A 25,628-nucleotide genomic window follows, 5' to 3' on the forward strand; every position below is an offset into this window, starting at 1 on the left:
ACGGCCGAGCGGGACAGCTCTCTCGAGAGGGAGCGAGGAGCCGCGCGGTCCGGCTTGCGGAGTTGCGGCCGCCCTCGAGCCGAGCGGTCGACTCTCTCGGCGAGCGTCTGCGCAGCGGCGCCCGACGAGGCCGGTCAGTCGCCGGTGGCGAAGGGCCACCACGGCGGCAGGAGCCGTCGGTAGGCGGCGAGGTAGCTGCCGGGATCGCGGGGCGCGGGCAGACGGAGCCACTGCTCCATCAGGCCGACGGAGCCCGCCGCGAGGAACGAGGCCGTCGCGTCCTCGAGGAAGCCGAGCGGTGCGTCCGCGGCCGGGACGTCGAGGATCCCCGTGTCGAGCGTCGCGGAGACGGCGGTGCGGAAGTGCCCTGCCAGCATCGCGCGGAGGCCCGAGTCCCCGCCGGGGGCGTCGAAGGCGCGGAGGTAGAGGTCGCGGTGGCCGTCCAGGTGGCCGAGGACGCGGGAGGTGCCCTCGCGGATGCTCGCGTCGGTCGCGGCACCGCTCCGGAGCTGCTGGAGGTAGCCCTCCCGGATCGCGTCGAGCTCGTCCTGCAGGGCGGCGCAGAGCAGCTCCGCGGCGGACGAGGCGTGGGCGTAGAAGGTGGAGCGGTTCACGCCGGCGAGATCGGTGATCTCGGAGACGGTGAGGGTGGCGACGTCGCGGCCGGTCGCGAGTTCGACGATCGCCCGGTGCAGGGCCACCTGTGATCGCTTCTGCCGCGCATCCACTGCTGACGCCTCCCGAGCTGCCGACGGCGCGTCGACCCGTGCCGACGCGTTCCGCGCAGCGAGTCTACGGGGCCCGCTCGTTTTCACTTCCGGCGTCGGCATCCGCTAAGGTAGTCGAGTTGCCCGGGCCTCGGCCCGGTCTGCCACGGGCTGTGGCGCAGCTTGGTAGCGCACTTGACTGGGGGTCAAGGGGTCGCAGGTTCAAATCCTGTCAGCCCGACGGAAAGCCCTGATGAGACCACTGGTCGTCGTCAGGGCTTCCGTCGTTTCCGGGCCTCGTCGTGATGCTGCGGGCCGCTCACCGGAGCGCTGCGGCGACCTCGGCGAAGGCCTCGCGACGTCGGGCGGAGCGCGCCTCCCGCTCGGCGGGATCCCGTGCCCAGAGCGCCTGTCGCGACGGGTGGAAGGTGCGGATCACCGTGAGGCCGCGCTCGCGCTCGATCGCCGGGTGCCGCCTGAGGAGGCGCCGCCAGCCGTGATCGGCGTCGCCGCCCTGCAGGAGGACCACCTCGACGTCGGGGGCGAGCGCGAGCAGATGCAGGACGGTCTCGACGCCGGCGTCGAGCTGCTCGGCGTTCGGCGCCTGGTTGATGTACCAGGGGTAGGCGTTCCACGGCAGCAGGTCGACGGGGGCGAGCCCCACCTCGTCCATCAGCCCGGCCATGAGCTCGGCCGTCGGGTCGTCGTTCTCGGTGCAGAGGAAGCCGCTTCCGATGCCGTCCTGAGTGGCGGGGCCGGGATCGCGGAGGACGCTGAGGACGCGCGCCTCCACTCCGCCGTGCAGGGGCGCGACGTAGGGCAGCCAGCCGCGTCCGTAGGGGTTCCGCAGCTCGTCGACCCAGCGGTTCACGGGAGCCACGTGCGGTGCGTAGCGCTGCTCCCACTGGGCGCGGCGGAAGGAGAGGTCGGCCATGGAGCGGGGCATGTCCGCACTCTAGAGGGTGACCGGGGCGGCGCGGCACCCTTCCTGGTCGTCGGCCGTGCCGGCGGCGCCCGGACTGAGAGGCCGGAGCGGCATGCACGGCGTCTCCCCGACCGCCCGCAAGGGCGGCGGCAGGCCGGCTCCCTAGCGTCGGTGGACGTGACCCACTCCGCTCCGCTCGCCCGCTGGTGGCGCGAACCCTGGTGGGCGCGGCTCACCCTCCTCGCGATCCTGTGCGGTTCGACGGCCCTCACCGGCTGGAATCTCGCCCGGGGCGGAGACGCCGTCTTCTACGAGGCGGCGGCACGGTCGATGTCGGAGTCGTGGCACGCGCTGGCGTTCGGAGCCTTCGATCCCGCCGCCACGGTGACGCTGGACAAGCTGGCGGGGTTCGCGGTGCCGCAGGCGCTGAGCATCCGGCTGTTCGGCATGTCGACGTCGTCGATCGCGCTGCCGCAGCTGATCGAGGGGCTGATCACGGTCGCGGCGTGCTCGGTCGTCGGGCTCCGGTGGGGCGGCCGGGGGCTCGGGCTGGTCGCGGCGGCAGCGGCGGCGAGCACGCCGATCCTCGTGTCGATGTTCGGGCACCCGATGGAGGACGGGCTGCTCACGGCGGCACTCGCCGTGGCGCTGGTGTGGTGGCAGCGCGCGGTGCTGACGGAGCGGTGGTGGCCGCTGCTGATGACCGGGCTGTCCATCGGGATCGGCTTCCAGGCGAAGATGATGCAGGCCTGGTTCGTCCTGCCGGCGCTCGTGGTGGCGACTCTCGTCGGGGTGCGCGGGTGGCGCCGAGCCCTCGCCTGGGCGGGCGGGCTCCTGGCCGTCGTGGTGGGCGCCTCGGTGGCGTGGATGGTCGCGATGCAGGCGGTGCCGGCAGGGGACCGGCCCTACATCGACGGGTCGACGGGGAACGACGTCTTCGCGATGGTGTTCGGGTTCAACGGGCTCGACCGGCTGATCCCGGGAGCGGTGCCCGGCGCCGTCGTCGCTTCCGCCCACATGGCGACGATGGGCGGAGCAGCGGGGTCTTCGCCGGCCAAGCTGCTGCTGGCGCAGTACGCGACGCAGGTCGGCTGGCTGTATCCCGCGGCGCTCGCCGGGCTGGTGCTCGGCGCCGTGCGCTGGTGGCCGCGGCGGGGGAGGCGGGGAGGTGCCCGCGGTGCCTTCGCCCTCCTGGTCTGCCTCGCGGTGTGGCTGGTGACAGCGGCGGGCGTGCTCTCGGTGGCGACGGTGCCGCACATGGCGTACGTCGCGGCGATCGGCGTGCAGCTGGCGCTCCTCGCCGCGCTGGGCTGGGCGGAGGGGGTGCGGCTGCTCGCGTCGCCCCGGGTCGGCGCGCGGCTGGTGCTGCCGCTCCTCCTGGTCGGGCAGACGGCGTGGAGCGCGGCGCTCGCCGTGGGCGGGCAGCTGCCGTCGGTGCTGGGCCTGCCGCTCGCGGCGCTCGCCGGAGCAGGGCTCGTCGTGGTCGCGGTGGCGGCCCGGTGGAGTAGGGGCGGTGCGGCGGCGAGCAGAGGCGCGGCCCGGCATCGTTCGATCGCGCTCGCAGCGGCCGTCGTGATCCTGGCAGGGCCGATCGCGTTCAGCCTCCAGGTGCTCGACGCGTCCCTCGACGGGTCGGGCGGGGACGCGCTCGTCGGCCTGCGCTTCCCGCAGAGGGCCGAGACCTCGGCTCCGTTCGCGGTCTCGTCGCCGGACGCGGTCGGCGGGCACGACTCGATGACCGCCGACGAGACCGCACTGGTCGCCGCTGCTCGTGCCGCCGGCGGCGGGGTGGACGGAGCGCCCCTGTTCCTCACCGACTCCTGGGCGATCTCGGCGCCGATCATCACGGCGACCGGCGCGAGCGTGCTCACCGACGGCGGCTACTCCGGCCAGGCGCGGGTCTTCACCGAGCAGGACGTCGCCGGGATGATCGCGGCAGGACGCACGCCTCTGCTGGTTCTGAAGAACTCGGCGCCACCGACCGAGTCGGTGCGGAAGGCCGTGGTGGCGGACGGATGCACACAGCTGCAGGAGTGGGGGCCGGCGGCGACGGAGTCGGGAGAGCACGCCTCCGCGGTCACCGGGTTCTCGTTGTGGCGGTGCGTGGCGATGCCGCACGGCTCGGCGGGCGGGGTGTCGGGTGCCGGCCAGTGACGCCGTAGGGCAGTTCTCGCCTGGACGAGATCGGCTCCCGCCGGAACGATCGCCCTCGTCCTTGCGCTCGACGGGTCAGGCCAGGCCGAGGAGGTCGAGCGTCCAGGCGTGAGCGAGGACGTTCTCCTGGTGGGACTCCTCGGGCGTCAGTCCGCTGAGGTGACCGCCCGAGGTCGCACGGAGGACGACGTGCGCGGGATCGTCGCGCTCAGCCACTGCCCGGTAGGCGCTTGCGAATTCCGCGATCGCCGACGCGTCGACTCGGGCATCGCGGAGACCGGCTCGAATCCACGCGCGCGGAAGCGGTCGGCTCCGCCCCACCATTGTGGCGATCGTCGCGAGTGGAGAGAGCCCGCTCGCGAGGATCCAGTCAGGGTCACCGAACTCCTCACGGTCGGACGCCGCCGCGGCTGCGGAGCGATCATCGAGCGCGCCGACGGGATCGAGGAAGGGATGCACGAGGTGGAGGCCACGGAGTTCTGCGGGGCGACGGAGGCAGACCGTCGCAGCGACCAGCGCGCCCGCGCTCGCCGCGGTGAGAAGGAGCCGGTGCGAGTCGATCCCTGGAAGCTCACGAAGCAACGCCAGGCAGGCGAGGAGGTCCTCGATCGGGCGCTCGCGGCCGAGGCCGGTCGCCTGCCGATGCCACTCCGGGCCGTTCTCTCCGCCCCCGCGGACATGGCAGTAGGCGATCGCGGCTCCGCGCGCGAGGAGGTCGTCCGTGAAGGGATCGAACGGCCCCTCGAGGCTGATGCCGTAGGCGCCGTAGACGTGGACGACGACGGGACAGCTGTCGGCGCCGTCAGGAGTCATCAGGGTGAGCGGGACGAGGGTGCCGTCCCGGCTCGGCGCAGTGAGTGACGTGACCTTCATCCGTTCTGTGACCTCGGTGGCGAGTGCCTTACCCGGTACAGGGGTGACGCAGTGGGCGCGGTGAGCAGGGGAGGAGACGAGCATGATCGGGTGGCGGGTGATCGGATCGACGGCGGGAACAAGGGTCCCGGCCGCCGGCGCGAGCCAGAGCGCGTCTGCCCCGCCGCCGGGCAGCCACACCGCTCTCCTGCCGGACGACCGACCGAGTACGAAGAGCTCACCCTGGGCCTCCTGCAGGTGCTCCGCCTGAAGGGCCTTCGGAACGGGAACCTCGAGAGGACGCGTCGAGCCGGTCATCCGGACGACTCCGTGCCGTCGATACAGGACCGCGAGGCCGCCCCTGCAGGCGGAGACATCCGCGTTCTCCGTGCCGAGGTCGAGGCGACGGCACGTCGGGGGACTGCTCTCCTCTCCGGTCAGCACCCAGTACCGGGAGTCGCGCGCCCCTCTCGATGCGAGTACGGCGATCGCCCCGGCGACGCTGCGCAGATCGAGCCTCCGAGCCTGATCGGGCTCTTCGAGCAGCACGTGGGGAGTCGTCAGGCTGCGATGCCACCAGACCGCCTGCCAGGGCCGACCCGCGTCGTTCCGCCTTATCCAGAGGAATCCGTCCGAGAACGATCGGATGCGCGGGGAGACGGGGCGCTCGTCCTGAACGATCTCGACGGCTCCGCTCCTGGTCGCGACGGCGACGCGGATGCGGTGATGCTCATCACCGTCCTGATCGCTCACAAGTGGGAAAGCGGCGGCGCCCGGCGAGAGCACCAGAGACTCCTGCGGTGCGATGACGAGGGTGTGCTGCACGGGGCGCCCGTCGGGATCCCGGAGGAGCACCTGCCGGGGGCCTGTCGGCTCCGCGGCTGCGCTCGACGGCTGCAGAGCTGCGAGATGTCGCAGCCGTCCGGCGATCGCAGAAACCCGAGGCGGCAGTGCGTCGCGACCCGTGATCACGTCAGACACCCTGCTCACGCAACCTCGGTCCAGGGGGACGGCGAAGCCGAGCCTGCGCGGGAATCAGGAGGATCAGCGAGAGCACGATCCACGAGCCGATGAGGCCGAGAACGACGCTCGGGACCGGCCAGATCACTACCCCTTCGCCCAGTGCTGCGCGACTGACGAGCCAGCAGACCGCGCCGGTGGCGGCGACGGGTGCGGCAGCTGCTGTGGAAGCGGCGAGGGACATCGCGAGGCTCTCGGAGACGACGAGCCCGATGATCTGTCGGCGCTGCAGGCCCGCTGCCTGGAGCAGGGCGATCTCGCGCTCGCGGTTCTGCGCAGAGAGAGCGACGACAGTGGCGCTGGTGGCGAGCATCGACACGGCTACGACTGCGACGATCGTCAGAACATCGGTGAGATCGGCGCGGGTCCCGGGCCGGACCGCCGTCGTCATGGCGACGACGGACTCCACCGCGCACAGGAGCACGGCGATCGCCCCCAGCCCTGCCGTGAGCGGCGCGATCGTGGCGGTGCTGACCTGCACCCGGGCTGCTGCCGCGCGGATTCCGAGAGCCGCGACGACGAGACCCGATCGGGCGGAGAGCGCGTGCAGAGCCCGGAAGACGAGCGCGATCACCTCCGGGCAGAGGAGGTAGACGGCCACGAGGACGCTGCCTCCTACGTCGACGGCCAGGTTGAACATCGGCGCCGGTCCGGTCGCTCCGAGTTCTCGAGCAGAGGCGGATGCCGTGACAAGGCCGGAGGCGATGAGGAGGAGGGCGATGCCGCAGCCGATCCGCACCGCGCGCATCGCCGTACCCGGTCGACCGCTCCCGACTTCACGCAGCGCGGCGCTCGGCGGCGTGCGGGCGGCGCGGCGCGCGGGCAGGACTCCGCCCGCCAGAGCGGTGAGCGTGCCGAGCGCCAGCGTGACCACCGGAGCCCAGGGCGCGAGCGAGAAGCTCGGAAGATCGACCTCGGACGAGACGGCACCGTTGAATGCGGGAACCGCCCAGAACGCCAGCAGTGTCGAGAGGAGCGCTCCGATGCCGGCGCCGAGGAGACTCACGATGCCGAGCACGAGGAGAGTGACGTCGAACACCTGGGCTCGGGAGGCGCCCAGCAGGAGCCAGAGCGCGTGCGTGCGTCCTGTGGCCAGAACGCTCGCTCGGCCGACGATCGTCAGGGCGACCCAGCCGACGAGCGCCACGACAGTGTAGATCGTGATCGAGAGGATCCGGAACTCACCGAGCGCGACGCCGGCCTCCGTGACAGAGGCGGTGAATGCAGGGTCGCCGGTCCAGGCGAACTGCTGAACGCACAACCCGATCAGCGTCGCCATCAGGGCGACCACAGCGATCGCGGGAGACCATCGGCGCCACTCGTCGGCGAACAGGCGTACGACGTAACGGGACACGAGTCAGGCCCCGGCCTCTTCGAGGATGCTCAGCAGCTCATGGCTGGTGCAGCGTCCGGTCGTCCGCACGGTCCGACCATCGTGCATCACCACGACCGTGTCCGCGAGGGCTGCGGCGTCGAGATCGTGCGTGACCATCACGATCATCTGGCCCTCGTCCGCCATCGTCCTCAGAGTCGACAGGACGACCCGCGAGCTCTGCGAGTCGAGGGCGCCGGTCGGCTCGTCGGCGAAGACGATGCCGGGCCGCCGTGCAAGGGCGCGGCAGAGAGCGGTCCTCTGCTGCTCACCTCCCGAGAGCGTTCGCGCCGGCGCACGGCGCCGGTCGCGCAGGCCGAACGATTCCACGAGTCCACCGATCAGGTCGTGCGGCACGGGTGATCGGTCGAGCCTGAAGGGGAGCGCGATGTTCTCCTCGACATCGAGGAAGGGCACGAGGTTGTACTGCTGGAACACGAACCCGATCTGGGCGCGGAGCATGCGAGCGCGATCGGCCGCTGACAGCCTGTTCACGTCCCGGCCGTTGACCTCGACGACGCCGGACGTCGGCCGGTCCAGTCCGCTGAGGCACATCAGGAGAGAGGACTTGCCGGAGCCGGAGCGGCCGACGACAGCGGTGAGCCCGCCCCCTTCCAGATCGATGTCGCAGCCCCGCAGGACGGTCGTCCGCTGCCGGCCTACGGTGATGACCTGCTCGACGGCTCGAGCCTGGAGGGTGGGGATCATGAGCGTTTCTCCTCGACGAAGGTGGGGACGTCTTACTCGTGAGACGCCCGCGATCCACGTCATGCTGGATCGCGGGCGCCCGGTAGCGACTATCAGCAGTTGCCCCACGTGATCGAGCTGGGCCAGCCCGGGCACGGCGAGATGACGCTGAAGGTGCTGACGCGCGCGGCGTCGTGCGCGTCGGCCTCACCTTCGAGGGTCTGGAAATCGAGGATCCGGTTCATGTGATCACCTCCTCTCCTCGTCTCGGGCCGACTCGGTCAGAGTCCGAACGGCAGGGCGGAGCGTCCGGTCTCGAGCTCGTCGAGCGCTGCGAGCACTCCGAGCGAGCCGGTCAGGTAGTCCGACGAGAGTCGGAGGTTCTGGTTGCCGCGGAAGAAGACGCCGGTGTCGTCGAGCACGGCGTGCAGGCGCAGCGACCGGACGTGCGAGCGGAGGACCTCCTCGAGTTCCGCGCTCGGGCGGTGCAGTACGCGGCGGCGGAGGTAGACGAGGAATCCGGACAGACCGTGGGCGAGTGAGGCCTGCGCGCACTGCTGGTAGGACGCGGCGGCGTCGATGGACGCGAGGGGATCGGCGAAGAGCTCCTCGCCCGTGACCCGCCGCAGCTCCAGGATCGCCAGGCCGGGCCCGGTCGAGCCGATCCCCAGGTAAGGAAGAGTCCTCCATCCCTCATCGAACTCGAGAGTGTTGTTCCGGGTGATCGCACAGCGCGCCAGATCGACGTCGACGGCTCGTATCGCGAGCGTGATGTACAAATCGTCGCCAGTGGCTTCGTGGAGTCGGGCGAACAGGATCGCGGCCGCAGACCATCCGTGCAGGAGGCCGACGGAGGCTCCTCGGACGTCCTCATCGAGCAGCGTGGTGAGATGGTGGGCCGCCTCCGACGGGTCCCCTCCGTCTGCGAGCTCGGCGAGCCCTGCACCGGCCCACCCCGACCACAGCGTCGGACCTGAAGGGGCGGCCGAGGGCCTGCGGTCGAGGACCTCGAGTGTGCGCGCGAGTCCTGCCTGGCGAGCCGCGTAGCGAATTCCCTCGCGTCCGCAGAGACCACGCGACCGAACCTGGGCCACGCGAGCGGCGAGCCAGTGATCGGCGGCCTCGAGGTCGACATCTCCGGATCGTCCTAAGACAGCGACGACTCCAGCCGCGCCGTAGGGGAATCCGGCACGGTGGTCCGCGCTGTCGCGGGCGAGGACAGGGATGTCTCCGGAGACGACCGGCGAGTCGTCCGTCCACTGAAGCACCGATGCGACACCGCGGGCGATCTGGCCGCGCAGCTGGTCGTCCGAGAGGGCGGCGAGTCGACCGACGTCTTCGTCGATCGACCTCTGACCGGAGGCGGGGAGTACGTCGAGGGTGGAGGTCCTGATCGACCGCAGCACGGCGGGCGGAACCGCGAGATCGTCTGCGGCTGCTCGGAGGAGCTGCTCGATCTTCGCGACGTTGCCCTGGTCGGCGATCGTCGCTTGGGGGAAGAGGAGATCGAGTTCGAGGATGCCGAGCGACCACTCGTCCGCTTCCGTCCCCTTCAGGCCTTCCAGGGGCTCATAGCCGGGCGCTCCCTGGCGACAACGCCACTCCGGATCCATTCGATGCGCGAACTCGAAGTCGAGGAAGCACGGGTGCGTGCCGTTCCGCATGATGACGTTCTTCGGGTGGATGTCGCCGAGCAGCCATCCTGCGCGGTGCACGGAGGCGAGAGCGGCGTCGAGGCGAGCGACGGTCGTGGTCAGCCAGGAGGTGTATGCAGGGTCACCGACGCGCCACGGTGCTGGTCGGAGCAGCGGAGTCCTCGTCATCCATTCGCGCTTCAGATCGTTCCCCTCGATGTGCTCCATGACCAGGTATCGGTGCTCCCAGGCCGTGAAGGATCCGTAGAAGACGGGTACGCAGTCCAGGGACTGCAGATCGACGAGCGCCTCCTCCTCATGAGCCAGGCGAGTCACGGCGTCGACTCCGTCGGCGTCCAACCCGGCGTGCGGGCGCGCCTCCTTGAGGACCACGATCGTCCCGATCGGCACGAATTCGTCGGTCGTCGCTTCAGCGAGATAGACACCACCACCGTTCGAGAAGTGCAGCGCTGAGAGCATCGTGAAGCCGAAGGCGACCTCTTCCTCGTTCTCCGCCCCGACAGTGACGGACTCCGGTAGTGAAGCCCACGGGGGAGGTGTGAACGTCGGCCGCCGGACGTCCTCCACCTCGTTCCCGTCCGGGTCGAGCACCGTCGAGACGAAGCCGCTCTCCGTCTCGGACGGGACGAAGGCGCCGTAACGGAAGTGCACAGGCCCGGACTTCCACCGCCGGTCGGACAGTACGTACGGGCCTCTGAACCCGCGAAGACGGACGTCGAGGTCCTCCAGCGCTCGGGCGAACTCGTCGTCCGAACCGGGATACACGGTGATGAACTTCCCAGCTCCCGCTCGATCGGCGTACTTGCCGTTCTGCATCAGAAGGTGAGAGGTGGTCGAGAGATGCTTGAAAGGCAGTCGGGAGGCGAAGCAGTAGCGTGCAGCAGCGGCGAGGACCTTCTCCGCGTCATCGAGTGTCGACGAGAGGTGGAGCTTCCATCCCTGACGAGGGAGGAGGCAACCGTCCGGCATCCAGTTCCGCCACGGCCGCGACTCCCTCACCTGCCAGTCCTCCGGAGCGAAGGACGCGACGTCGAAGGCGTCGCCATCGATGTCGTCCCCCTCCTCGGCGACCGCGTAGAACGGGTTGCCCGGGCGGCAGTACCGGAGATATTCGAGGTCGAGCGGCATCGCTTCCCTTTCCTGTCCGACTTGTCTCGCGGTGCGGGATGCGGCTCCCGGCGCTGACTTCGAGGCTAGGAAGGTCCGCAGTCGACCACCTCCCGCCGAAGTCACGGATGAGGATGACCGGAGTCACGGTGAGGGCGTGACTGCGGTCACGGGTCGGCATCCCGGAGTCGGAGCTACAGTTGTCGACATGGGCTCAACTCCGGAGATGGCGGCGGAGATCTCCGCGCCGTCAGCGGCAGGACACGAGCGGGTCGCGGTCGCGCCGTCCCCGTCGAGCACCGTGGACAGGACCGTCATCGCACTTCAGGCGATCGCCCTGTGCTGCCTCGTCCTGGCAGGGATCCTGGGCGTCGTGGACTCCGCGCAGAGAGGCACGGGTGCAGCGGTCGCGGTCACATGGCTCGCGCTGGTGCCTGTGATCGCCGGGCTCTGGGCCGTCCGGCCCCGACTGATCCGAGCGGGACACGGGGTCGCCGTGACGACGGTGTCCATCGTCGCGGCGACGCCGGTCGTCGTCTTCGGCCGGCTCGATTTCACGATCCCGGTCCTCCTCCTCGTCGTGGCGTTCGCGGTGGTCGACGTCTCGCTCCGCGCAGGGGCGCACGCGATGATCTGGATCGCCTCCGTCGGACTGGCCCTCCATGTCGGGGGCGCCGTCGGCTCGGGGAGGGCGCTGCTCTCCGGAGTGCTCGACGGTCTGCTCAACGTGGTGCCCGTGGCCGTGCTGATGTGCTTCGGGATCGCCCTGGGACTCTCTCTTCGCGGCTTCGAGAGCGAGCGATCCGCCGACCAGCGTGTGATCAGGCGGTTGCATCGCGCCTCCGAGACGGAGAAGGAGCTGCTGCTGTCGGACGAGCGCGCCCGGAGCGCACGCGAGCTCCACGACGGCCTCGGGTACAAGCTGACCCTCGTCTCGATGAGTCTCGAGCTCGCTGATCGCCTGCGCTCCGCCGATGCCGAGCAGGCGTGGGCCGAGGTCCGCACCGCCCGATCCACGTCGAGCGAGGCTCTCGCGGACATGCGGATGTGGGTACGAGCGCTCAGTCCCTTCCGGGACGCGGGCGCCCGCGGCCTGGCTGCGCTGGAGTTGATCGCGGAGTCCTTCCGCGGCACGGGCGTGACCGTGGATGTGGTCGGCGACGAGGCGTCGGACCGTGTGCTCACCAGCGACGATGAGACCGCGCTCGTCGTCTACCGAGGCGTGCAGGAAGGGCTGACGAACGCTCTGCGGCACGGCGCTGCCCGCAGAGTCCGCATCGATATCGAGACGGACGACGTCCGGCTCGAGCTCTCGCTGCTCAGCGACATCGGCGCGGGAAGGAGCAACGGGATCAGCGACGGCGAGCCTGTGCTGGGGTTCGGGCTGCGCGGCCTCGACGATCGCGCGACGGCTCGCGGAGGTCGGTTGACGGCGCGGCGCATCGGCGACCGGTTCCTCCTGCGCCTCTCGATCCCTCTCGGAGGCGCCGACGGGGAACGGGAGAGCCGCGCCTCGTGACGGAGACGACACCGAGGCGAGTGCTGCTGGTGGAGGACCAGCAGATGATCCGCCGTGGGCTGGTCATGCTCCTCTCGACGGTCGAGGGTGTCGTGGTCTCGGCCCAGGCCGAGAACGGACAGGCTGCTCTGCACATTCTGCGCACGACGGAGGTGGACGTCGTCGTCACCGACGCGCGGATGCCGGTCATGGGCGGCGTGGAGCTCGCCGCCGAGTGTGCGCAGCTCCATCCGCGTCTGCCCGTCCTCCTTCTGACGACCTTCGACGACGACGCGCTCGTGCAGGCGGCCCTCTCGGCCGGCGCTTCCGGATTCCTCCTGAAGGACACCTCGGTGGAGGGTCTCGTCGTGGCCCTCGACGCGGTGATCGCCGGCGGGATGGTGATCGATCCGCGCGTCGCCCGGCCGGCCGTCCAGCCGGGTCGCACCGGCGAGAGCCCGCTGACGCTGCTCACGCGGAGCGAGCGGGTGGTCGCCGAGCTGGTGGCCGAAGGGCGGACCAACAGGGAGATCGCGGCCGCCCTCGTGCTCGCCGAGGGCACCGTGAAGAACCACGTCTCGGCGCTGCTGCGCAAGCTCGGCCTCCGCGACCGCACCGCCCTCGCGCTCACGCTCTACAAAGGCTTCCGCCCCGACGGCGCCTGAAGGCGCTGGTCGGATTGCGGCCCAGGCGCGGCCGTCCTCGGGCGCCCGGCCCGCCGCCTATCCTTGAGGGCGATGTCCAACTCCCGCGCCGAGGCCGCCTACCTGCGCTCCCTCGGCGCCTTCCGGACGCCGACCCTCGATCTCCTCCACGGCCGCTACGCGCCGTTCGTCGTCGCCGCCCTGTCGCTCGTGTTCACGGTCGACCGGCAGGCCGTGGCGGTCGCCGACGCGCACGCCGAGGTGGGGGAGCTGCTCGAGGAGCTGCGCTCGGCCGGGTACGACGAGGGCGAGCGCGCGCTGCCGAGCGGCACGGCGCGCGAGGTGTGCCGCTACTGGGTCCGCGTCGGCTGGCTCGTGCCGCAGATCGAGGGCGAGGCCGAGGTCTACCGGCTGAGCGCCCACGCCGTGAGCGCCCTCGAGATCACCGGGCGCACCGGAGGTGGACGCACGCGCGTCTCGAACTCGCGGGTGCGCACCCTGCTGGAGGCGGTCGAGCGGCTGGCCGCGGACGTCGAGCCCGACCCGGAGGCCCGGCTCTCGCGGCTCCGCGAGGAGCGGGCGCGCCTGGACGCCGAGATCGCCGCCCTCGAGGAGGGCGCCGGTCTCGAGCCGGCCGACGACGAGCAGCTCCTGGAGGAGGCCGAGAACGTGGTGCACCTCGCCCGCGAGCTGCCGGCCGACTTCGCGCGGGTGGCGGAGTCGATCAAGGCGATGCAGCGCGACGTGGTCGCGGACCTGCGCCGCGACGTCCGCCCGACCGGCGAGGTGCTGCGGGAGTACCTCGAGCGCGGGCAGCACGTGATGCAGGCGACCAGCGAGGGCCGTGCGTTCGCCGGAGCCCTCCGCCTCCTGGGCGACCCCGAGCGGATCGACGCGCTCGCCGATCAGCTGCACACCGTGCTCGTGCAGCCGTTCTCCCGCCTGATGGACCCGGCCCAGCGCGGGGAGCTGGCCGCGATCGGCCGCCGGGTGGAGCTGGGCGTGCAGGAGGTCCTGACCGCGCAGCGTCGCGCGTCCCACGTCATCACGGGCCAAGTCCGCACCCACGACCCCGCTCGCGACCGCCAGGTGGACGAGCTGCTGCGCGACGTGATGGCGGGGCTCCAGGAGTGGACGGGCGGGATCTCGCCGGACGCGCCGGTCGCGCCGCTGCGGCACCTGCCCGTCGCCGGGATCGGCCACCTGCGCCAGACCCTGGGAGACGTGCGTCCGGCCGGCGGGCCGGCGCCCCTGGCCGGAGACGACGGCGACGCCGAGTTCGTCGGCGACGACAGCCGGGCCTGGGGCGGTCCCCGCTACGCGGAGCTGGAGGCCTACGTGGCGGAGCTCGGCGACGAGTTCGATCTGGCGGACGCGTTCAGCGCGGCTCCGGAGGACACTCGACGGCCCGTCGACCTGCTCGGGCTGCTCGAGATCGCGCACCGGACGGGCCTCGTCGACCGCGAGGGCTACTCCGTCGTGAGCACGCGCCGACCCGACGGGACCGTGCGCCGCTTCGCCTTCGGATCCGTGACCGCCCGCATCGAGGAGGAGACCGACGATGAGTGACACCCTGGCGACCGACGGGCCCGCCGCCGATCCGTTCATCGCGCCCGTGTCGATGGAGGAGGACCCCGACGAGCTCTTCCCCGGCGACCGCGGCGTCCTCGACACCGAGGTGCGCCGGGTGCTCGTGCACGTGCTGCAGCGCCGCTTCCTCCTCGCCGACCGCCACCGCGAGCAGTGGGCCGTGCTCCAGGAGCACCGGCAGCTGATCGAGTCGCGGCTGAACGACCTGTTCGTGCGGCTCGTCGTCGACCACGAGCGCGGGGTCGCCTACAAGCAGCAGGTGCGCTCCGACGAGGTGGAGATGCCGGTGCTGCTGCGCGACCTCCCCTACACCCGCGCCGAGACGCTGGTCCTGGTGCACCTGCGCACGGTCCATCAGCGGGAGTCGGCGGCCGGCGAGGCGTCGGCGCGCGTGGACGTCGAGGAGGTCGAGCAGACGGTGCTCAGCTACTTCGCCGACGCCGAGCGCGACACCGCCCGCCGGCAGCGCATGGTCCGCAAGGCGCTGGAGCGGCTCGGGCGCGACGGCATCGTCGACGAGGAGTCCGCAGGGCGGTACAGGATCAGCCCGATCGTGGAGATCGTGCTGAGCGCGCCGAAGCTGCGGGAGCTGAGCGACTGGCTGCGCGGGCGGGCGGGCGAAGACGCTTCCTCGGTGGTCGCAGAAGCGGCGGTCGCCGAGGAGCCCGGCTCGGACGATCCGGAGCAGGCGGACGACGACGCGCTCGAGGACGACGGCCTCGACGAGGACGCGGACCCGCCCACGGACGGCGTCCTGCCCGGGACCGATGTCGCGGACGACGAGCCGGCCGACGACGAGCCGCTGGACGACGAGCCGACCGACGACGACACCCCCGACCCGGAGGACGACCCCCGATGACGATGCTCGACACCCTCTTCGGCCTGATCCCCGCCGCCTCCCGCGGTCAGCAGTGGCTCGCCGAGGACCTGCAGCTGGTCAACTGGGGCGGCTACGACGGCGCGCACCGGGTCCGCTTCTCGCCGGGGGCCACACTGCTCTGCGGCGGCTCCGGCTCCGGCAAGTCCACGCTGATGGACGCCTACATCGCCCTGATGATGCCGCACACCACGCCGTTCAACGGCGCCTCGAACGGCGGAGTGACGGGCCGTCCGCGCGGCGAGGACCAGCGCAACATCCTCTCCTACGCGCGCGGCAAGCTCGACGAGTCGCGCACGGACGAGGGCACGACCATGCGCGTCCTGCGCGGCGACGGAGTCGACACCTGGACCGCCGTCGCGATGACCTGGGTCGACCACGACGGCTCGCGCTTCAGCGCGGTCCGCGCCTGGTACGTCCCGGCCGGCTCCCGGGTGCTCGAGGAGACCGTGCGGATCCGCGCGAGCGCCGAGGGCCCGGTCGACCTCGCCGCGCTCGACCGGGCGGCGGCGCACCGCTTCTCCGACGCGTCGCTGCGCGCGGCGGGCCTGGATCCGCTCGGCACCGACCGCGAGTTCTCGGCGCGTCTGCACGCGGTGCTCGGCATCGGAGCGGCGGGAGCCGGATCGAAGGCGATGAGCCTGCTCGCCCGCATCCAGGCCGGTCAGCAGATCACGACCGTCGACGACCTCTACAAGCGGCTCGTGCTCGAGGAGCCCGAGACCCTGGCCTCCGCCGACGCGGTCGTCGCCCACTTCGACGAGCTCGAGAGCACGCGGCAGCGGATGCTCACCGCGCGCCAGCAGGTCGCGGCACTCGAGCCGTTGCGGGGTTTGCGCCTGCGCATCGCCGCGTCCGCGGAGCGCGTGCGCCTCATCGACGCGCTCGGGGAGTTCGATGCCCCGGTGTCGCCGGCGGCCCTGTGGCGCGCTGAGCAGCGCCTCGGCCTGCTGCGCGACGTCGAGGTCGAGCTGCGCGAGCGCACCCGCGCCGTCGACGCCGTGCTCCGCGAGAAGCGGGCGCTCGCCGAGGCGGCGGAGTCGGAGCGGGACGGGCTCGCTGAGGTGCTGCGGGCCTCCGGCGGCGACCGCCTCGAGACGGCCCAGCGCGAGCTCCGCGAGGTGGAGCGGCGGCTGGGAGCGGCGCGCGAGAACCGCGCCCGGCTCGAGGAGGACCTGCGCGCTCTCGGCGAGCCGGAGACCACCCGCGAGCGGTTCGAGGCGGTGCTCGCCCGGGCGGCGAGCGCGGCCGACGCCAAGCGCAGCACCCGTGCGGCCTGGTCGGACGCGGTCGCCGAGCGGAAGGCCGCGGCGCGCGAGCTCGCCGAGCTCGAGGCGGAGCAGCGCTCGGCCTCGGACCGTCGGGACAGCATCCCCCGGCCTCTGCACGAGGCGCGCGAGCGGATCGCGGAGGCAGCCGGCCTCACCGCCGACGACCTGCCCTTCGTCGGCGAGCTGGTCGAGGTGCGTGCCGAGTTCGAGCCCTGGCGCGAGGCGTTCACGCTCGCCCTCGGCGGCTTCGCGACGACGCTGATGATCGACTCCGCCCACCTTGACCGCTTCCGCCGCGCCATCGACTCCCTCCGGCTCCCGGTCCGGCTCCGCTACGAGGGCGTGGAGACCGGGCTCGAGGAGGTGCGGGGCCTCGACCCGCAGACGCTGCCCGGGCGCCTCGACTACCGCGCCACCGCCTTCACCGGCTGGCTGCAGGACCGGCTCGAGGACCGCTTCGGCTACGTGTGCGTCGACAGCGCTGCGGAGCTCGGGCGCCACCGGCTCGCCCTGACCCTCACCGGTCAGCTCTCGCAGGGGCAGCGCGGTGCGCACGGCGGCCACGGCGCCGCGAACGTCCTCGGCTTCTCCAACACCGGTCGTCTCCGCGAGCTGCACGCCCTGGTCGAGGCGGCCCGGGCCCGCAGCGCGGCGGCCGTCTCGGCGGCGTCGGCGGCGGAGGAGGCCCTCGATGCGCTCGACGACCGGATGACGCGCCACGCCCGCCTCGCGCTGGTGAGCTGGGAGACGGTCGACGTCGAGTCGCTGCTCGCCGAGCAGGAGCGCTGGGAGGCGGTCGGCGCCGAGGCGGCGGAGGCGAACCCCGAGCTCGCCGGGCTGCAGGAGCAGATCGACGGGCTGCGCGGCCGCCTCGAGCGCCTCCGCCAGGAAATCGCGCGCGCCGGTGTGGAGCGCGAGCGGATCGAGGCGGAGTGGGCCGTCGTGGTCGACGACGTCGACGCGAGCCAGGCGGTTCTCGATGCGGCGGAGCGCGCCGGACGCGAGCTCGACGACGACCAGCGCGCCTTCCTGGACGCCCGGTTCACGCTGACCGAGGCCGCGGCGTCCGGCAGCGCCTCGGACGTCCTGGTCCGCTTCGACGCAGCACTCGCCACGGCGGCGCAGCGACTGGCGGAGGACCGCCGCTCCGCGGCCGAGGCGCACGAGCAGCAGCGCGAGAGCGCCGGCCGGATCATGGCCGGCTTCCTCGACCGCTGGCCGAATCCCAACCTGCTCGCGGACCCCGAGGCGTCCGCGGGCGACTTCGAGCGGCTGCTCGACGCCCTCGAGACCAGCGGCCTGCACCGGCTCGAGACCGAGTGGCGCGACAGCCTGCTCACGCTCTCCGGCAACGACCTCACGAGCTTCGACTCCACGCTCGGCCGCTCGCTGCGCGAGATCCGCGAGCGGATCGAGCCGATCAACGTGATCATGCAGGACCTGCCGTTCTACGACGACGGCCACCGCCTGCAGATCACGACGCGCGAGAACCAGTCGGAGGTGCGCCGTCGCTTCCGCCGCGAGCTCCGCGAGGTGCGCGCGCAGATCCAGGCCGTGTCCGCGGAGGAGGAGCGCGAGCAGGTCTACCGGCGGATGTCCCGGCTCATCCAGCGGCTGCGGCGCACCGCGCCCGACTTCGGCGACCTCGTCGACGTCCGCAACCACGTCCGGGTCAGCGCCGAGCGCGTGGACGCCGTCACCCGAGCGCACGTGGCGCTGTACGACCACATCGGCGAGAAGTCCGGCGGGGAGTCGCAGGAGCTGATCGCCTTCATCGTCGGAGCAGCGCTGCGCTACCAGCTCGGCGACGCGGGAGCCGACCGTCCCCGGTACGCCCCGGTCTTCATGGACGAGGCGCTGATCAAGGCCGACGCCCACTTCACCAAGCGGGCGATCGGTGCGTGGCGCGGTCTCGGCTTCCAGCTCGTGATCGGTGCCCCGAACGACAAGTACAGCGCGATCGAGCCGCACGTCGAGGTGGAGTACGACATCCTCAAGGACACGCGCGGACGCTCCTGGGCCAGGCCGAAGGTGGGCCTGGCCCCCTAGGGCTGCTCGCCGATCTTCGCGTGGCTGCGCGAGTAGGCGAAGTAGATCGCGAAGCCCACGGCTAGCCAGATCAGGAAGCGCAGCCAGGTCTCGATCGAGAGGTTGAGCATCAGGTAGGTGCAGATCAGGGCCGAGAGCAGCGGGAGCCACGGGTTCAGCGGGACCCGGAAGCCGCGCTTCAGGTCGGGCCGCTTGCGGCGCAGCACCACGACGCCGACCGAGACCAGCACGAACGCCGAGAGCGTGCCGATGTTGACCATCTCCTCGAGCACGCCGATCGGAGTGAGCCCGGCGAGCAGCGCGACGACGATGGTCACGACCACGGAGGTGAACCACGGCGTGCGCAGGCGCGGGTGGACGGTGGCCAGGCGCCGGGGGAGGAGTCCGTCGCGCGCCATCGCGAAGATGATGCGTGTCGCTCCGATCAGCAGCGTCAGCACGACGGTGGTCAGACCGGCGACGGCGCCGGCCGAGATGACCGTCGCCATCCAGGTCTGCCCGTGGTAGGCGAACGCGTTGGCGAGCGCGGCCGACGGGTCGAGCTCGCGGTAGGGGACCATGCCGGTCACGACGAGGGCGACGGCGCAGTACAGGACCGTGCAGATGATCAGCGAGGCGATGATGCCGATGGGCAGGTCGCGCTGGGGGCGGCGGGTCTCCTCCGCGGTCGTCGCGACGACGTCGAACCCGATGTAGGCGAAGAACACCAGGGAGGCGCCGGCGATGATGCCGCCGACCCCGAACGTGGCCGGCTCGATGCCCGAGAGGAACTGGAGCAGCGGCTGGGTCAGACCGGACGCGGACTGCGAGGGCTCGGCGGCGGGGACGAACGGCGTGTAATTGGCGGTGTTGACGAACTGCAGGCCCGCGATGATGACGAACAGGACGATGAACAGCTTGATCGCGACGAGCACCAGGTTGACGCGCAGCGATTCCTTGATCCCGAAGGTCATCAGCGCGCCGAGCACGAGGACGAGCAGGATCGCCGGCACGTCGACCACGCCGCCGTAGGTGAGCGCCGGCGGGAGGGTCACTCCCAGCTGCTGCAGCAGCGACCCGAGGTACGCGCTCCACCCCTGCGCGACCACGCTCGCTCCGAGGAACAGCTCGAGGATCAGGTCCCAGCCGATGATCCAGGCGAAGAGCTCGCCGAGGGAGGCGTAGGAGAAGGTGTAGGCGGAGCCCGACACCGGGACCGTGGAGGCGAACTCGGCGTAGCACATGGCCGCGAGGGCGCAGGCGAAGGCGGCGACGACGAAGCTCAGGACGATCGCCGGTCCGGCGATGTCATGGGCGGCGCGGCCGGTGAGGGTGAAGATGCCGGCGCCGATGACGACTCCGACGCCGAAGACCGTGAGATCGAGCGCGGTCAGCGACTTCTTGAGCTTGTACTCGGGCTCATCGGTGTCGGCGATCGACTGCTCGACGGACTTGGTGCGGAGGAGGCTCACGGTGGTTCTCTCTGTGGGCTGCGGGGTGGAGGCGCGAGGGCCACTGGGGAGGATAGCGGGGCGGGCGCCTCTGCCGCGCCGGGCGTCGCGCGAGTACGCTTCCCGGCCATGAGCAGGATCTTCTCCGTGGCGTTCGCCGACGTGCACCCCCTCTACGTGGCGAAGGCGGAGCGCAAGGGCCGGACGAGGGAGGAGGTCGACGAGGCGGTCCGCTGGCTCACCGGCTTCTCGGACGAGGAGCCGGCCCGGCACCTCGAGAGCAGGACGACCTTCGAGGAGTTCTTCGCGGCGGCGCGCCTGCCTCCGCAGGCCTCGGCGATCACGGGGGTGATCTGCGGCGTGCGGGTCGAGACGATCGAGGATCCGCTGATTCAGCGCATCCGGTACCTCGACAAGCTGATCGACGAGATCGCGAAGGGACGGCCGATGGCGAAGGTGCTGCGGGCTCCCGCGGCCGGCTGAGCCGCCGGCCCCGGGCGCTCCTCCACAGGCGCCGATCCGCTCCGGTTCTCCCCGGTCCGGGCCGGCGGGATCTCGCGCCGCCGGCGACGCGAGCAGGGTGTCGGACATGACATCCACACAGCGAACCCCTGCTCCTCCGTCCCGCCGCCGCGATCCCGAAGTCCTGCGGGCGAGCGCGATCCAGGACCTCCTGGCGGCCGTCCCCTCCATCATCGGCATCCGTCCGGAGGAGTCCGTCGTGGTGGTGCCGTTCCTCGGCACGCGCGCCGGAGGCGGCTTCCGGATCCCGCTCCCGGAGACGCTGCGCGGGATGGAGGCGGAGGCGCTGGCGGGCGGCTGCGCGGCCATGATGGAGACGATGCCGCGGGCCACCGGTGTGCTGGTGGTGGTCTGCACCCGTGCGGGCTACGCCGAGGAGCGGGGGATCCCGCATCTCGACCTCGGCCACGCGGTGCTCCGGCGCCTGGAGCGCACGCGCCTGGACATCATCGCCGTGGCCTGCATCGCCGCCGACGGATGGGGGCGCTACACGGACGCCGAGGAGTGCCGCAGGCCACGTCCGCTCCTCGAGATCGAGCGGAGCGAGACCGGCGTCCTCGCCCGAGCGGTGGCCGACGAGCCACTGGACATCGACGCGCTCTCCGTGCTGCCGCCGGTCGCCGAGGAGGATCGCGCGCTCGTCGCGGAGGTGCTCCGCCGGCCGCCCCTGGTCGGCGACACGGAACGGCTCGTCGAGCGCTGGCTCAGCGGACCGCGGGACGTCCGCCGCGAAGGACTGATCGTGCGGACCCTGCAGTCGCCGCCCCTCCGCGACCGGGTGACCGTGCAGATCGCGCGGAGCCCGCAGGCAGGAGTGGGAGTGCCGCCCGGCGCGGTGGGCGACGCCCGCGCCGGAACGGACGACGACCACGACCTCGAGCTGTCGGCCCTGCTGCTCGGCAGCGGGCGTGCTCCGGAGCGCGGCCGTCTGGCGCGGGCGACCGGGCTCCTCGCCCGCGCCGCCGCGCTGGCGCCGGAGGAGGCGCGCTCCTCCGTGCTCACCGTTCTCGCGTGGTGCTGGTGGGCGAGGGGAGTCTCGAGCCTCGCGGGGCTCCACCTCGACGAGGCGCTGCGGCTCGACCCCGACGACTCGATGGCCCGGCTCTACGCCTCGCTGTTCGCGGCCCGCCCCCTGCCGGACTGGGTGCTCGCGGCCGCTGCCGAGGCCCTCGACGCCGCGAGCGCCTGAGGTCGGGCGCCGGTCGGTGCGCTCGCCCCGGAGACGGATGCTCTTGCGCGGGGGAGGGGACGGCCCTAATGTGCAACCACATGGTTGTACGAATGGACGCCGACATCGACCTGCTCTTCCGGGCGCTGGCCGACAGCACCCGCCGCGACATCGTCGCCCGGGTGCTGGTCGGCGAGCAGTCCGTCTCCGCACTCGCGGCGCGCTACGAGATGTCGTTCGCGGCGGTGCAGAAGCACGTGGCCGTCCTCGAGCGGGCGGCACTCGTCCGCAAGCGGAGGAGGGGGCGGGAGCAGCTGGTGCAGGGCGAGGTCGCCGCAGTGCGGCGGGCGTCGCGCCTGCTCGACGCCTACGAGCAGCTGTGGGCGGGGAGGATCGACCGCATGTCGGACCTCCTCGACGAGGAGTGACACCCGCGAGCCGACCGGCGCGCGGGATCTGCTGGAGGGAGAGGCGCGATGAGCGTGCTGCAGTCCGTGAAGGACATCGAGGAACTGACCCTGACCGTGACCGCCGAGTTCGACGCGGGGATCGAGCGCGTCTGGCTCCTCTGGACGGATCCGCGCCGCCTCGAGCGCTGGTGGGGGCCGCCGACCTGGCCGGCGACCTTCGAGCGGCACGAGCCGGTCGAGGGCGGACGGAGCGCCTACGTCATGACGGGACCGGACGGCGAGCAGGCGCGCGGCTGGTGGCGCGTGACCCGGGTGGAGGAGCCGACGCGGTTCGAGTTCGAGGACGGCTTCGCCGACGAGCGCGGCGACCCGGTCGACGCGCTGGGGATCACCCGGGCCACGGTCACCCTCGACGAGATCGAGCCGGGGCGCACGCGGATGGTCCTCAGCAGCCGTTTCGAGTCGGTCGAGCAGCTCGAGCAGATGGTCCAGATGGGCATGGAGGAGGGACTCCGCCAGGCGATGGGGCAGATCGACGCGATCCTGCTCGAGGACTGAGTCGGCGCCCATGGAGGCTCAGCGCTCGCCGCGCCGAGCCTCCGTGTGGAGGAGCCGCCCGCGCTACTGCTCGGAGTCGGTGAGGGCGGCGGCGTAGGCGCGGACGGAGCGCTGGTACCGGGGGAGCCCCGGAGCCAGCGCCTCCAGCGCGATCCGCAGGGCCTCGTCGACGCGCCCGGCGCTGTGCAGGGCGAGTGCGAGGAACACCTCCCGCGCGGAGCCCACCGCGGGGTGCGCAGCGGCGCCGGCGAGGAGGTCGATCGCCTCATCGGTGCGGCCGAGGTTCCGGAGTGTCGAGGCGTACTGGATCGTCAACCGCGCCCGCCGCTCGTCATCCAGGCCGGCTGCGAGGGCGCGCTCGTACTCGACCGCCGCCTCCGCCTCGTGTCCCGCGCTGTCGAGGGCGCCGCCCAGCTCGAAAGCGGCGATTCCGTCGTGTCCCGGGTAGCGGGCTGCGAGGACGCGCATCCGCTCGACGACGCCGTCCGGGTCGTCCTGAGCGTCGAGGCGCTCGACCGCCGCGAGCCAGAGGGCGAGCGCGTCGGTCTCGGGGCGGTCGGGGTCGGAGGCGCGTGTCTCGGTCACGCCTCCGACGCTACCGCGCCCGCACAGTGCGGCGGAGCGGAGCTACGAGGCGGTCGAGTCGGCGCCGTCGTCGTCCGACCCGCCGTCGTCGGAGCCGGAGGTGCCCGCTCCGACCGGCGCGGCGCGTCGCCCGGCCTGGATCAGGGCGGTCGACGCAGCCGCTCCGCCGATCAGGGCGAACAGCGCCCAGCCGGCTCCCCACTTGCGCTTGCCGATCAGGGCGTCGAACGAGAGCGCGCCGGGGCCGTCCGCGACGATCGCGGCCGTCGCCGCGACGAGGACGGCGTTGTACTCCCACCCGCCGCCCGCGTTCCACAGGCCGTTGCTCCAGTGCACCTTGCGCACGGCGGTGACCATCGTGGCGACGAGTCCGGCGGCGGCGAGCGGAGTCGCGGCGCCGAGGGCGAGAGCGGCGCCTCCGGCCGTCTCGGTCACCGCTGCGGCGACGGCGTTGCGCCGGGCCGGGTGCATCTCCAGGCTCGACATCATCTGCTCGGTGCCGTCGAGGCCGGGGCCGTCGAACGAGCCCCGCAGCTTCTGCAGACCGTGTCCGACGAAGAGCCCGCCGACGGCGAGACGGAGAACGAGTGAGCCGACCTTCATGGTGACCTCCGGGGTGGGGTGGGGACGTGTAGTGCGAGGGTCCCGGCTGCGCCGCGCCCGGTCAAGGGGTCGCGCCCGGTGAGCGGGCCGCGCGGGAGGCGTGCGCGCTCGGAAAGGGCTCAGAGCAGCGTGTAGGCGGAGGCATCCATCATCACGGTGCCGTCGGTGCACACCTGGAGCTCGGCGGGGGCGCGGACAGCGCCGTCCGGGGCGTCGAGGGCCTCGGCGACGAGGTACGCGGAGGTCCCGACCGTGCAGCTGTAGGCGCCGGGGGAGTGCCAGGCGACCCGGACGTCCGCCCGGGCGCCCGGGACGAGGATCACGGGAGCATCGGGGTTCGGGCCGGACGCGTCGGCGACCGCGCTGATCCGGTTCCCGTCGGCGTCGGTCGCGTAGACGCCGGGGATGCCCGCGAGAGCGCAGTCCGAGGAGGAGGTGCTGGTGAGCACGAGGTCGAAGGCGCTGTTCCCGGCACCCGACGCGTCGGGGTCGGGGCGGTACTCCATCGTCAGGTCGGAGCCCGTGCAGCGCGCCGCCGCCGGATCCGCGGCGGGAGAACCGGTCGACGAGGGCTCGGGGGTCGCCGTGACCGTCACGGTCACGGTGGGAGTCGGCGTCGGAGCGGGAGTCGGCGAAGACGTCGGGGTCGCGGTCGCGGTCGGCGTCGGGAGCGGCGTCCGCGCGGACGGGGCTCCGCCGCTGCCCGCGCAGCCGGAGAGGACGAGGACGAGTGCTGCTGCTGCCAGCGCGGAGGCGCCGGTCCGGTGCGAGAACGTGCTCATGTCCGCAGTCTGCCACCGCCCGGACCGATCGGCCCCGCGGATCCGCGAGCATTCTCGGAGGTCCCGGTCAGGGAGGCGGAGGACGGATGCGGCGGGCGTCCGGAGGTGCCCCTCCCCGCGCCCGCCGCACCGGTGTCGGCGCTAGATGCGGACGACCATCTTCCCGGTGTTGCCGCCGCGCATCATCGAGAGGAACGCGTCCACGGCGTGGTCGATGCCGTCGACGACGGTCTCGTCGTAGGCGATCTCTCCGTCGGCGAACCAGCCGGCCATCAGCCGGTTGAACTCCGGCGCGTGGTCGAGGTAGCCGGACAGCGTGAATCCGCGCAGCGTGAGACCGCGGGTGATGATGTTCGCCATGTTGTCGGGGCCGGGCGTCTTCTCGGTGCTGTTGTAGCCGGCGATCGCTCCGCAGAGCGCCGCGCGGCCGCCGTCGCGGAAGGCGTCGAGGGCCGCCTCGAGGTGGTCGCCGCCGACGTTGTCGAAGTACACGTCGATCCCGTCGGGCGCGGCCTCGGCCAGCTGCTCGCGGACCGGGCCGGAGTGGTAGTCGAAGGCGGCGTCGTAGCCGTACTTCTCGGTCAGCAGGGCGACCTTCTCGGCCGAACCCGCGGATCCGACGACCCGCTCGGCTCCGAGGAGGCGCGCGATCTGGCCGGCGGCCGAGCCGACGGCTCCCGCGGCGCCCGAGACGAAGACGGTGTCGCCCTCCTTCATGCCCGCGATGGCGGTGAGCCCGACGTACGCGGTGAGTCCGGTCATCCCGAGGATGCCGAGGCGGAGCGAGAGCGGCACTCCGGGGATCTCGGGGACGACGCGGAACTGCGACGACTCGGCCTGCACGACGTCGCGCCAGCCGAGCTGGTGCAGGACCGCGCTGCCGACGGGGAACGCGGGGTCGTCGGAGACGGTCACCCGGCCGACGGCACCGCCGGTCATGGTCTCGCCGAGGGCGAAGGGCGGGGTGTAGCTCTTCACGTCGTTCATGCGGCCGCGCATGTAGGGGTCGACCGAGAGGAAGGCGTTCTCGACGCGGATCTCGCCCGCGGCCGGATCGCCGTACTCGACGGTCGCGGTCCGGAAGTCCTCGGCGACGGGCCAGCCGTCGGGGCGGCGGACGAGCTGGATCTGGGTGCTGGTGACGGTGCTCATAGGACCTTTC

General features: G+C 72.2%; 22 protein-coding genes and 1 tRNA gene. 11 read left to right on the forward strand and 12 right to left on the reverse strand.

What is annotated here, in order from left to right:
• Positions 1-134: 134 nt before the first annotated feature.
• Positions 135-701 (reverse strand): TetR/AcrR family transcriptional regulator, encoded by a 567-nt coding sequence (locus tag C5C29_RS10625; protein ID WP_104225419.1) that lies wholly within the window; start codon positions 699-701, stop codon positions 135-137.
• Positions 702-874: 173 nt separating this feature from the next.
• On the opposite strand from C5C29_RS10625, the gene C5C29_RS10630 reads away from it, so the two are divergent.
• Positions 875-948, forward strand: a tRNA-Pro gene (locus C5C29_RS10630).
• Between the two features lie 78 nt (positions 949-1,026).
• Here C5C29_RS10630 and C5C29_RS17515 read toward each other — a convergent pair.
• Positions 1,027-1,653 carry a uracil-DNA glycosylase gene (locus C5C29_RS17515; RefSeq protein ID WP_104247179.1) on the reverse strand — a complete coding sequence of 209 codons (627 nt, stop codon included), beginning with the start codon at positions 1,651-1,653 and terminating at the stop codon, positions 1,027-1,029.
• A 156-nt stretch (positions 1,654-1,809) separates the two neighbouring features.
• Here C5C29_RS17515 and C5C29_RS10640 point away from each other — a divergent pair, with 156 nt between their 5' ends.
• Positions 1,810-3,786, forward strand: coding sequence for a glycosyltransferase family 39 protein (locus C5C29_RS10640; RefSeq protein WP_104225454.1), 1,977 nt, complete (start codon positions 1,810-1,812; stop codon positions 3,784-3,786).
• A gap of 75 nt (positions 3,787-3,861) precedes the next feature.
• Here the strand turns inward: C5C29_RS10640 and C5C29_RS10645 are convergent, their stop codons facing one another.
• The 5 genes from C5C29_RS10645 to lanKC all read right to left on the reverse strand — a co-directional run bounded on the left by C5C29_RS10645 (position 3,862) and on the right by lanKC (position 10,500).
• Complete coding sequence (locus tag C5C29_RS10645; protein ID WP_146076898.1) at positions 3,862-4,839, reverse strand: prolyl oligopeptidase family serine peptidase; 978 nt, start codon at positions 4,837-4,839, stop codon at positions 3,862-3,864.
• A gap of 772 nt (positions 4,840-5,611) precedes the next feature.
• Positions 5,612-7,012, reverse strand: coding sequence for an FtsX-like permease family protein (locus tag C5C29_RS10650; RefSeq protein ID WP_104308376.1), 1,401 nt, complete (start codon positions 7,010-7,012; stop codon positions 5,612-5,614).
• A gap of 3 nt (positions 7,013-7,015) precedes the next feature.
• A complete protein-coding gene (locus C5C29_RS10655; protein WP_104225415.1) occupies positions 7,016-7,738 on the reverse strand; it encodes an ABC transporter ATP-binding protein in 723 nt (240 codons plus the stop codon).
• A 92-nt stretch (positions 7,739-7,830) separates the two neighbouring features.
• Positions 7,831-7,962, reverse strand: coding sequence for a hypothetical protein (locus C5C29_RS17520; protein WP_258059251.1), 132 nt, complete (start codon positions 7,960-7,962; stop codon positions 7,831-7,833).
• Between the two features lie 36 nt (positions 7,963-7,998).
• Complete coding sequence (gene lanKC, locus C5C29_RS10660; protein ID WP_104308377.1) at positions 7,999-10,500, reverse strand: class III lanthionine synthetase LanKC; 2,502 nt, start codon at positions 10,498-10,500, stop codon at positions 7,999-8,001.
• Positions 10,501-10,687: 187 nt separating this feature from the next.
• On the opposite strand from lanKC, the gene C5C29_RS10665 reads away from it, so the two are divergent.
• From C5C29_RS10665 to C5C29_RS10685, 5 genes are all read left to right on the forward strand, one after another.
• Complete coding sequence (locus C5C29_RS10665) at positions 10,688-11,998, forward strand: sensor histidine kinase (protein ID WP_104308378.1); 1,311 nt, start codon at positions 10,688-10,690, stop codon at positions 11,996-11,998.
• A complete protein-coding gene (locus C5C29_RS10670) occupies positions 11,995-12,642 on the forward strand; it encodes a response regulator transcription factor (RefSeq protein ID WP_258059250.1) in 648 nt (215 codons plus the stop codon). Before C5C29_RS10665 ends, C5C29_RS10670 begins: the two co-directional genes overlap by 4 nt.
• A 72-nt stretch (positions 12,643-12,714) precedes the next feature.
• Positions 12,715-14,190, forward strand: coding sequence for a DUF3375 domain-containing protein (locus C5C29_RS10675; protein ID WP_104308379.1), 1,476 nt, complete (start codon positions 12,715-12,717; stop codon positions 14,188-14,190).
• Positions 14,183-15,070 carry a DUF4194 domain-containing protein gene (locus tag C5C29_RS10680; RefSeq protein WP_104308380.1) on the forward strand — a complete coding sequence of 296 codons (888 nt, stop codon included), beginning with the start codon at positions 14,183-14,185 and terminating at the stop codon, positions 15,068-15,070. Before C5C29_RS10675 ends, C5C29_RS10680 begins: the two co-directional genes overlap by 8 nt.
• Positions 15,067-18,408, forward strand: coding sequence for an ATP-binding protein (locus C5C29_RS10685; protein WP_104308381.1), 3,342 nt, complete (start codon positions 15,067-15,069; stop codon positions 18,406-18,408). Before C5C29_RS10680 ends, C5C29_RS10685 begins: the two co-directional genes overlap by 4 nt.
• Here the strand turns inward: C5C29_RS10685 and C5C29_RS10690 are convergent.
• Positions 18,405-19,859 carry an amino acid permease gene (locus C5C29_RS10690; RefSeq protein WP_104222535.1) on the reverse strand — a complete coding sequence of 485 codons (1,455 nt, stop codon included), beginning with the start codon at positions 19,857-19,859 and terminating at the stop codon, positions 18,405-18,407. The two genes, C5C29_RS10685 and C5C29_RS10690, sit on opposite strands and share 4 nt — an antisense overlap.
• 108 nt (positions 19,860-19,967) lie before the next feature.
• On the opposite strand from C5C29_RS10690, the gene C5C29_RS10695 reads away from it, so the two are divergent.
• From C5C29_RS10695 to C5C29_RS10710, 4 genes are all read left to right on the forward strand, one after another.
• Positions 19,968-20,321 (forward strand): DUF2200 domain-containing protein, encoded by a 354-nt coding sequence (locus C5C29_RS10695; RefSeq protein WP_104308382.1) that lies wholly within the window; start codon positions 19,968-19,970, stop codon positions 20,319-20,321.
• Positions 20,322-20,427: 106 nt separating this feature from the next.
• Positions 20,428-21,549, forward strand: coding sequence for a DUF4192 family protein (locus tag C5C29_RS10700; RefSeq protein WP_104222537.1), 1,122 nt, complete (start codon positions 20,428-20,430; stop codon positions 21,547-21,549).
• Between the two features lie 92 nt (positions 21,550-21,641).
• Positions 21,642-21,956, forward strand: a complete 315-nt coding sequence (locus C5C29_RS10705; RefSeq protein ID WP_374953252.1) for an ArsR/SmtB family transcription factor — start codon at positions 21,642-21,644, stop codon at positions 21,954-21,956.
• A 48-nt stretch (positions 21,957-22,004) separates the two neighbouring features.
• Positions 22,005-22,496, forward strand: coding sequence for an SRPBCC domain-containing protein (locus C5C29_RS10710; RefSeq protein WP_104222538.1), 492 nt, complete (start codon positions 22,005-22,007; stop codon positions 22,494-22,496).
• A 63-nt stretch (positions 22,497-22,559) separates the two neighbouring features.
• Here the strand turns inward: C5C29_RS10710 and C5C29_RS10715 are convergent, their stop codons facing one another.
• The 4 genes from C5C29_RS10715 to C5C29_RS10735 all read right to left on the reverse strand — a co-directional run bounded on the left by C5C29_RS10715 (position 22,560) and on the right by C5C29_RS10735 (position 25,618).
• A complete protein-coding gene (locus C5C29_RS10715; protein WP_258069490.1) occupies positions 22,560-23,081 on the reverse strand; it encodes a tetratricopeptide repeat protein in 522 nt (173 codons plus the stop codon).
• A gap of 42 nt (positions 23,082-23,123) precedes the next feature.
• Positions 23,124-23,684, reverse strand: coding sequence for a DoxX family protein (locus tag C5C29_RS10720; protein WP_104308383.1), 561 nt, complete (start codon positions 23,682-23,684; stop codon positions 23,124-23,126).
• Positions 23,685-23,803: 119 nt separating this feature from the next.
• The gene (locus C5C29_RS16825) at positions 23,804-24,466 is read right to left on the reverse strand and encodes a DUF4232 domain-containing protein (protein ID WP_146083485.1); all 663 of its coding nucleotides are present in this window, start codon (positions 24,464-24,466) and stop codon (positions 23,804-23,806) included.
• A 141-nt stretch (positions 24,467-24,607) separates the two neighbouring features.
• The gene (locus C5C29_RS10735) at positions 24,608-25,618 is read right to left on the reverse strand and encodes an NADP-dependent oxidoreductase (RefSeq protein WP_104267418.1); all 1,011 of its coding nucleotides are present in this window, start codon (positions 25,616-25,618) and stop codon (positions 24,608-24,610) included.
• Positions 25,619-25,628: the final 10 nt, after the last annotated feature.

The sequence above is a fragment of the Rathayibacter sp. AY1H2 genome, assembly GCF_002931985.1.
In the GTDB taxonomy this organism is placed as follows: domain Bacteria; phylum Actinomycetota; class Actinomycetes; order Actinomycetales; family Microbacteriaceae; genus Rathayibacter.

Bases quoted from the DNA above. Each gene is read 5' to 3' on its own strand.
- C5C29_RS17515 (WP_104247179.1), bottom strand. From the start codon at position 1,653: ATGCCCCGCTCCATGGCCGACCTCTCCTTCCGCCGCGCCCAGTGGGAG.
- C5C29_RS10655 (WP_104225415.1), bottom strand. From the start codon at position 7,738: ATGATCCCCACCCTCCAGGCTCGAGCCGTCGAGCAGGTCATCACCGTA.
- C5C29_RS17520 (WP_258059251.1), bottom strand. From the start codon at position 7,962: ATGAACCGGATCCTCGATTTCCAGACCCTCGAAGGTGAGGCCGACGCG.
- lanKC (WP_104308377.1), bottom strand. From the start codon at position 10,500: ATGCCGCTCGACCTCGAATATCTCCGGTACTGCCGCCCGGGCAACCCG.
- C5C29_RS10665 (WP_104308378.1), top strand. From the start codon at position 10,688: ATGGGCTCAACTCCGGAGATGGCGGCGGAGATCTCCGCGCCGTCAGCG.
- C5C29_RS10675 (WP_104308379.1), top strand. From the start codon at position 12,715: ATGTCCAACTCCCGCGCCGAGGCCGCCTACCTGCGCTCCCTCGGCGCC.
- C5C29_RS10680 (WP_104308380.1), top strand. From the start codon at position 14,183: ATGAGTGACACCCTGGCGACCGACGGGCCCGCCGCCGATCCGTTCATC.
- C5C29_RS10685 (WP_104308381.1), top strand. From the start codon at position 15,067: ATGACGATGCTCGACACCCTCTTCGGCCTGATCCCCGCCGCCTCCCGC.
- C5C29_RS10695 (WP_104308382.1), top strand. From the start codon at position 19,968: ATGAGCAGGATCTTCTCCGTGGCGTTCGCCGACGTGCACCCCCTCTAC.
- C5C29_RS10700 (WP_104222537.1), top strand. From the start codon at position 20,428: ATGACATCCACACAGCGAACCCCTGCTCCTCCGTCCCGCCGCCGCGAT.
- C5C29_RS10705 (WP_374953252.1), top strand. From the start codon at position 21,642: ATGGACGCCGACATCGACCTGCTCTTCCGGGCGCTGGCCGACAGCACC.
- C5C29_RS10710 (WP_104222538.1), top strand. From the start codon at position 22,005: ATGAGCGTGCTGCAGTCCGTGAAGGACATCGAGGAACTGACCCTGACC.
- C5C29_RS10720 (WP_104308383.1), bottom strand. From the start codon at position 23,684: ATGAAGGTCGGCTCACTCGTTCTCCGTCTCGCCGTCGGCGGGCTCTTC.
- C5C29_RS16825 (WP_146083485.1), bottom strand. From the start codon at position 24,466: ATGAGCACGTTCTCGCACCGGACCGGCGCCTCCGCGCTGGCAGCAGCA.
- C5C29_RS10735 (WP_104267418.1), bottom strand. From the start codon at position 25,618: ATGAGCACCGTCACCAGCACCCAGATCCAGCTCGTCCGCCGCCCCGAC.